The following is a 7,439-nucleotide window of genomic DNA, read 5'->3' as shown; positions in this document are numbered from 1 at the left end:
GCCGTAGTGACGAACCTCGAGCAGATCGACGAAGACTTCCGGCAGCCGAATGATGTCGGCGCATTCCCCTGGATCGACCTCGGAGGCATCATCTACAATTCGGAAAAGGTGCCTGAGCCGCCGAAGTCCTGGAGGGATCTGTTTGACCCCAAATACAAGGGAAAGGTCGCCGTTTTCGATGGCTTCTGGTCCGGCAACGGACTGGTCGCAACGGCCTATGCAAATGGCGGAAGCATCGATGACGTCGAGCCGGCATTGAAGATCTACGAAGAGGCCGCTAAGTCGGGCCATATTCACTCGCTCTTCACCTCGAATGCCCAGATCCAGCAGCTTCTGGCGAGCGGCGAGGTCTGGATCGCCCCGCACTTCCGGGGAATCGTGCTGCCATGGATCAAGGAAGGCGCGCCCTTCGGCTACGCCGCTCCCGACGAGGGGCAGGTCCTCTTTCCGGAGGGCTTGCAGCTTCTGGCCGGCAGCACCGACGACCAGTTGCGTGTTGGCCGTGACCTCATCAACGCGAGCCTGAAGCGCGAAAATATCATCGACTATGCAGTCACGGCTTCGGTGGTTCCGGTTCTCAAGGACAAGTCGGGCCTTCCCGAGGAACTCGCGAACGACCCAGCCTTGTCCGACGATCGACTGGCGAAGGCCCTGCGGCTCGACTACACGAAGATCGCTACAAATCATGCGGGCTGGCTCGATCAGTGGAACCGCCGGGTGAAAGTCAATCTGACGTGACAGCGGCGACCGCGGAGACCGCCTTCCCGAAGGCAGTCGACATTTGCCTCGACGGCGTCTCCAAGGAATTCGGCAACCAGGTGGTCGTCGCACCACTGAAACTTGAAATCCGGCAGGGAGAGTTCTTTTCCCTACTCGGACCGTCGGGGTGCGGAAAGACGACGACACTTCGGATGATCGCGGGTCTCGAGGCGCCGACGGCGGGCGAGATCACGATTCGCGGAAAATCGATGGCGGGCATACCCATCGAGAAACGCCCCACGAACATGGTCTTCCAGAAGCTCGCTCTGTTTCCGCATCTGAGCGTCTTCGACAACATCGCGTTCGGACTGAGGCTCAAACGGGTCGGGCGCGCGGCGATCCGTTCGCGCGTCAATTCGATGTTGGAGACGGTCAAGCTCGAAGGGTATGAGCAGCGGTCGATCGCCCAGTTGTCCGGAGGTCAGCAGCAACGTGTGGCCATTGCGCGCGCGCTCATCAACGACCCCGCGGTCCTGCTTCTCGATGAGCCGCTCGGCGCGCTGGACCTTCAACTGCAGTTGCACATGCAGCAGGAATTGGTCCGCATCCAGCGCGCGTCCGGGACGACGTTCGTCTACGTGACGCACAATCAGCAGGAAGCGCTGGCGATGTCGGACCGGGTAGCAGTTATGAACGAAGGCCGATTCGAACAGGTGGACACGCCGCTCGCGCTTTTCCATCGTCCCGCCTCCGAGTTCGTCGCCCGGTTCATGGGGCAGACGAACGTCCTGACGGGCAACGTCACGTCCATCGAAGGCGACGAGATCCGGGTGTCCGCCTCGGGCTTGACATTCGACGTCGGCGCCGGCGCACGGCGATCGATCGGCCGGAAGGTCGTGCTCTCCGTGCGTCCGGAGCGTCTGCATCTCGGTTCGCACGTCGGCGCGAACGCCGTCCTGCCTCTGGTGCGCGCGGTTTTCCAGGGAACGACGATCCTGTACACATTTGGCCTTCCGAACGGCGAAGAACTCAACGTCTCCGCCCTTGCCCCATCGGACGCCGTGCCGGCGATCGGTGAAAGCGTAGGGCTTCACTGGCAAAGGAATGCCGCCATCGCTCTCGAACCGGCGAATGGTGGCTGAGATGGCCACCGTGCCCGCGCGGCCATTTACGCTTCTACTGTTGCCCGTGGTGCTCGTCGTAGCGGCCCCGTTCATCGCAAGCCTCACTCTGGTGACGGCGTTCGGCTTTGCCGGCAACGGTTCTAAGGGCTTTGAGGTGTGGGTGCGGTTTCTCACCGACCCATTCTCCTGGACGGTGATCTCTAAGACCCTTTGGCTTGCCGCCCGCGTGACCTTTTTCTGCGTGCTTGTCGGCTATCCGGTCGCTTTCGCTTTGCATCAGCTGAGGTCGCCGCTGTTGCGCGGGATCGCCTTCACGATCCTGTTCACGCCATTGCTCATGAGCGTAATCGTTCGCGCCTATGGCTGGATCGTGCTGCTATCCAACAACGGACTTGTGAACTCCATGTTCGGCCTGCTGGGGGTCGGGCCCTTCAGGCTCGTGTTGAACGAATTCGGCGCCACCATCGCGATGGTCCACGTCATGCTCCCCTTCGCGGTGCTGCCTCTGCTCAGTTCCATCAACCAGATGCCGTCGGGAGGCGTCGAGGCGGCACGCGATCTCGGCGCGCGTCCCATTCAGGTGTTTCTGCGTGTCGTCTTCCCGCTCACCCTGCCCGGCGTGCTCTCCGCGATAGAGATCGTCTTCGCGCTTGCGGCATCCGCTTTCGTCACGCCGTCCATCCTCGGCGGCGGACGAGTGCTCACTCTGCCGCGGCTGGTATACGACAACATAGGCAGCCTGGACTGGTCATTGGCTGCGGTTCAAAGCCTCACCCTGCTTGGGGTCACGGTCGCTGTGCTGACAGGAATCAGGCAGTTCGGTCGGCTCTTTCGTCACGAGGGAACGCACCGTTGAGGCGCAACCTTCTCAACCTGATCCTCGTGCTCGTCCTGATCTTCATGGCCGCGCCAATCCTGATTGTATTCGTCAACGCTTTCAACCCTAGCGCCTACAACGCATGGCCTCCCGCGGGCTTCACCCTTTCGTGGTTTCATAAGGCGTTGGCCAACAAAGCATTTACCGCGGCGCTCTGGCGATCGCTCCTCGTCGCGCTGCTGGCTGCGCTCGGAATCACAGCGCTCGGCATCCCTGCGGCATATGCGATCTCGCGTTACCGCTTTCACGGACGCGCGCTTCTCCGCTCCGTCCTGCTCGCGCCGCTCGTCGTGCCGAGGGTCGTGCTGGGGTTCGGCCTCTTCATCCTTTTCGTGACGACGAGATCACAGCTGTTCGGCAGTCTACCGGGGATTGCGTTGGCCCATATGATCCTGGTCGCGCCGTTCGTCGTGATTATCTTTCTCGCCGCGCTCGAAGATGTCGACTCGGCACTAGAGGACGCCGCACGGGACCTTGGCGCGGGACCAGTTCGAGCCTTCTTTTCGGTGACGTTGCCACAGATGCGCGTCGCCCTTTTCTCCGCGTTGTTCTTCAGTTTTATCACTTCATTCGACGAGGTGGAGACGACGCTGTTTCTCGTACAGCCCGCGGTCAAGACGCTCCCTGTCGCTCTCTACAACTACCTTGAGTTCCAACAGGATCCGACGATCGCCGCAGTATCGAGCCTGATGGCTGCAGCCACCTTAGTGCTGATCCTTGCAGGCATAATCCTGACGCACGGACAGTTCTGGAAAAGGGTGTTTTCAGTGAGATAGGCCACAGCCTGAGTCACCCCAGCGGGGGGGGCAATCTGGAGGCCCGACGCGACCTCCAGGGTCCAGTCTCTCGTAGGTCGATCTTGGCCACCATTTGTTCGTGGTGACACGCCGTCTTGGTCACGGGATCCGGAATCTCCGGCCTATAATGGGCCAGCACCACCGATAGCAGCAGTTTCAGGAGAGGACGGCTTTGGCATCTGCACATCCAAGCGGGTAGGCAGTACGATCATCGGTTCCGTGGAGTTAGGGCGTCGCCGGTGACTCATTGTCTCACCGTGAAGTGGCGGGGCAGGCGACCATGTGGACCCATCCAACCGCGACGACATGATGCAGAGGTCAATCCTTGCCGCCGGGTCGGATGAAGCAATGGAATGCCTATGCTCGATCTCGTGCGGCAGGTACATGCGCGTGGTAGTCCCATTGCGCCTGTCGGCAAGATCGTTGATCTACTCGCAAAATCTGAAGCAGCATCGTGTCGCTCTAGTCGCGCGGCAAGTCTCCAGCTTGTTGTGCAGCATGCACCCGGCGAATTCCAATCAGGACTGCAAAATAGAAGCCGAATACAATCAAAGAATGCGGCTCAGGTGATAGCAAATCGTGTTGGCGAAAGCGACTGCCGTGTCGGACATGCGGCTGGAGAAGCTCCACTCATTGTCGTACCAGGAGATATCGGTACGGCCGGATTCGACGATGGCGCGTAGAATGCTGCGGCCATGCGGCCGAAGCCGTTGATGGCAACTTTTACGGTCACTTTTTTCTCACTGTTGCATTTTAAGTGGCTTCGCACGAGCATCCAAAAGAGCTGTCAAGCTTCTGGTTTGGAATGGCAGCGAACCCTTCCTACAAAAAATGGTTCAGAATAAACTAATTATGGACGGTCTCAATTGGGCAGTTTTTGAAAGCGACATGTCGTAGGATACAGACGGCTATGGTCGAACGAGACTGCAGCCGATGCTCTGAAGTCTACCCACGACGAGCAAGCCAACCGCCCCGTCATTTTTTGCTGGGAGACACATCACAGCTTCGCGGGCCATCGTAGTAGCTTAGGAGATCTTCGGTAATAGTTCGCCAACGGACTTCTTGGCGTCGCCGTAGAACATGCGGGTGTTCTCCCTATAGAAGAGCGGGTTCTCGATGCCCGAGTAACCGGTACCCTGGCCGCGCTTTGAGACGAACACCTGCTTCGCCTTCCAGACTTCTAGGACAGGCATGCCGGCGATCGGAGAGTTCGGATCTTCCTGCGCTGACGGGTTGACGATGTCGTTAGAGCCAATGACGATGACGACGTCGGTGTTTTGGAAATCGTCATTGATTTCGTCCATCTCGAGCACGATGTCGTAGGGCACCTTGGCCTCGGCCAGCAGCACGTTCATGTGGCCGGGCAGCCGGCCTGCGACCGGGTGGATTGCGAAGCGCACGGTCTTACCGGCGGCGCGCAGTTTGCGAGTGAGTTCCGAGACCGACTGCTGCGCCTGTGCCACCGCCATGCCATAACCCGGTACGATGATGATGGAGTCCGCCTCGTTGAGGGCTGCCGCAACACCTTCACCGTCGATTGCGATCTGTTCACCCTCGACTGCCATCGTCGGTCCCCTCACTGTGCCGAAGCCGCCAAGGATGACCGAGACGAAGGACCGGTTCATCGCCTTGCACATGATGTAGGAGAGGATTGCGCCCGACGAACCGACCAGTGCGCCGGTGACGATCAGAAGATCATTCCCGAGCGAGAAGCCGATGGCCGCAGCTGCCCAGCCGGAATAGGAGTTCAGCATCGATACCACGACCGGCATGTCTGCGCCGCCGATGCCCATAATCAGGTGATAGCCGATGAAGAAGGCGGCGAGCGTCATAATGACCAGTGCCCAGAGGTCGCCAGTCTGAAGGTAGACGACCAGCAGGATCAGCGAGATCACCGCCGCGGCTGCGTTGAGCAGGTGGCCTGCTGGCAGCTTCCTCGCCTTGCCGTCAACCTTGCCGGCGAGTTTGGCGAAGGCGATGATCGAGCCCGTGAAAGTCACCGCGCCAATGAAGACGCCGAGGAAAGTCTCGACGCGAAGGATAGAGATCTCGGCTGGGGTTTTTCGTGCAAGCGTGAGCGCGAAGCCGGAAAGGCCTTCCAGCATTTCGATCAGGCGAGGATTGGTGGCAGCCGCTGCCGCAGGCACCTCCGGATTGCCGACGAGGTCGACAAGATGGCTGAGATTGGCGAGTTCGATATGGGTGTTGAAGCCGATGAAGACGGCTGCTAGACCGACACAGGAATGCAGCGCCGCGACGAGTTGCGGCATCGCCGTCATTGGCACGCGCTTTGCGACCGTATAGCCGAGACCTGAGCCGATCAGCAGCATGATGACGATTAGCCCGTGATGATCGACGCCGGGCGTAAGGAATGCCGCGACGACGGCCAGCGCCATACCGGCGATGCCGTACCAGACTGCGCGCTTGGCGCTTTCCTGGCCCGACAGGCCACCGAGGCACAGGATGAAGAGTACGGCCGCTGAGAGATAGGCCGCGGTGACGATGCCGGGCGCAGCGATATGCGAGCCGAGGAGTTCGAGATACGCCATTGTCTAATCCCCGCGCTTCAAGACTTGTGGAACATGGCGAGCATGCGCCGGGTGACGAAGAAACCGCCGACGATGTTGATCGTTGCGATTAGCACCGAAAGCGCCGCGACGATGGCCACCAGCCAGGACGAGGAGCCGATTTGCGCTAGCGCGCCGAGGATGATGATGCCCGACACGGCGTTGGTGACAGCCATCAGTGGCGTGTGTAGCGAATGGCTGACGTTCCAGATGACCTGGAAGCCGACAAAGCAGGAAAGCATGAAGACGACGAAGTGACCCATGAAGCTCTGCGGCGCGTAGTTGCCGACCAGCAGCATGAGGATGGTACCGATGCCGAGCAGCGTGACCTGCACGTTTGTCGCGGTCTTGAAGTCGGCCGCTTCCTTGGCGCGCCTCTCCTCCAGCGTCAGCCCCTTGGCCTTCTCCTTCGGCTTCTGAGCCGCGATGGCCTGGATTTTCGGAGGCGGTGGCGGGAAGGTGATCGCGCCTCGATAGGCGACTGTCGCGCCTCGGATGACGTCGTCCTCCATATTGTGCACGACCTTGCCGTCCTTCGCAGGCGTCAGGTCAGTCAGCATGTGACGAATGTTGGTCGAGTAGAGCGTCGAGGACTGCGCGGCCATGAGGCTCGGGAAGTCAGTATAGCCGACGATGGTGACGCCGTTCGCCGTGACAATCTTCCGGTCCGCCTTAGTCAATTCACAATTGCCGCCGCGCTCGGCGGCGAGGTCTATGATGACCGAGCCGGGTTTCATGGCATCGACCATATCCTTCGTCCAAAGCATCGGCGCATCGCGGCCGGGAATCAGCGCCGTGGTGATGACAATATCAACCTGCGGCGCAAGCTCGCGGAACTTCATGAGTTGCGCGTCGCGGAATTCAGGGGAGGACGGGGCAGCGTAGCCGCCGGTCGCTGCGCCATCCACTTGCGCTTCGGGGAAATCGAGATAAACGAATTCCGCGCCCATCGATTCGATCTGTTCCGCGACTTCCGGGCGGACGTCGAAGGCGTACGTGATGGCACCGAGCGAAGTGGCCGCACCGATCGCCGCAAGACCGGCGACGCCTGCGCCGACGACCAGCACTTTCGCCGGTGGAACCTTGCCGGCAGCCGTGACCTGCCCAGTGAAGAAGCGTCCGAAATTGGCACTCGCCTCGATTACCGCGCGGTAGCCCGCGATGTTGGCCATGGACGAGAGCGCGTCCATCTTCTGGGCGCGGCTGATGCGTGGCACCATATCCATGGCGATGATGTCGGCGCCGGTTCCCATGGCCTGCTCCAGCAGGTCTTTGTTCTGGGAGGGATAGAAGAAGGAGATCAGCGTCTTGCCCGGCCTCAGTCGCGCAATTTCGGCGGCTTCCGGCGGGCGCACCTTGGCGATGATATCGGCTG

At 60.5% G+C, this 7,439-nt stretch carries 6 protein-coding genes; 4 read left to right on the top strand and 2 right to left on the bottom strand.

Going from position 1 to position 7,439, the window contains the following annotated elements; all coding sequences use genetic code 11:
* The 4 genes from EN943_RS32560 to EN943_RS32545 all read left to right on the top strand — a co-directional run.
* Nucleotides 1-738, top strand: a 738-nt coding sequence (locus EN943_RS32560; RefSeq protein ID WP_127416083.1) for an extracellular solute-binding protein, incomplete at its 5' end; no start/stop codon positions are given.
* On the top strand, nt 735-1,841 hold the full coding sequence (locus tag EN943_RS32555; RefSeq protein ID WP_127416082.1) for an ABC transporter ATP-binding protein: 1,107 nt from the start codon (nt 735-737) through the stop codon (nt 1,839-1,841). The genes EN943_RS32560 and EN943_RS32555, both read left to right, overlap by 4 nt.
* A 1-nt stretch (nt 1,842) precedes the next feature.
* On the top strand, nt 1,843-2,679 hold the full coding sequence (locus EN943_RS32550) for an ABC transporter permease (RefSeq protein ID WP_164778492.1): 837 nt from the start codon (nt 1,843-1,845) through the stop codon (nt 2,677-2,679).
* Entirely contained in the window at nt 2,676-3,476 is an 801-nt protein-coding gene (locus tag EN943_RS32545) for an ABC transporter permease (RefSeq protein WP_245476059.1), read from the top strand. Before EN943_RS32550 ends, EN943_RS32545 begins: the two co-directional genes overlap by 4 nt.
* Nucleotides 3,477-4,522: 1,046 nt before the next feature.
* Here EN943_RS32545 and EN943_RS32540 read toward each other — a convergent pair.
* Both EN943_RS32540 and EN943_RS32535 read right to left on the bottom strand, forming a co-directional pair.
* The gene (locus EN943_RS32540; protein WP_127416080.1) at nt 4,523-6,046 is read right to left on the bottom strand and encodes an NAD(P)(+) transhydrogenase (Re/Si-specific) subunit beta; all 1,524 of its coding nucleotides are present in this window, start codon (nt 6,044-6,046) and stop codon (nt 4,523-4,525) included.
* A gap of 17 nt (nt 6,047-6,063) precedes the next feature.
* Nucleotides 6,064-7,439: Re/Si-specific NAD(P)(+) transhydrogenase subunit alpha (locus tag EN943_RS32535; protein WP_127416079.1), on the bottom strand; the 1,376-nt coding region annotated here is incomplete at its 5' end.

The sequence above is a fragment of the Mesorhizobium sp. M7A.F.Ca.US.006.01.1.1 genome (genome assembly GCF_003997935.1).
GTDB lineage: Bacteria > Pseudomonadota > Alphaproteobacteria > Rhizobiales > Rhizobiaceae > Mesorhizobium.
This window is presented reverse-complemented; position numbering and strand designations above follow the sequence as displayed.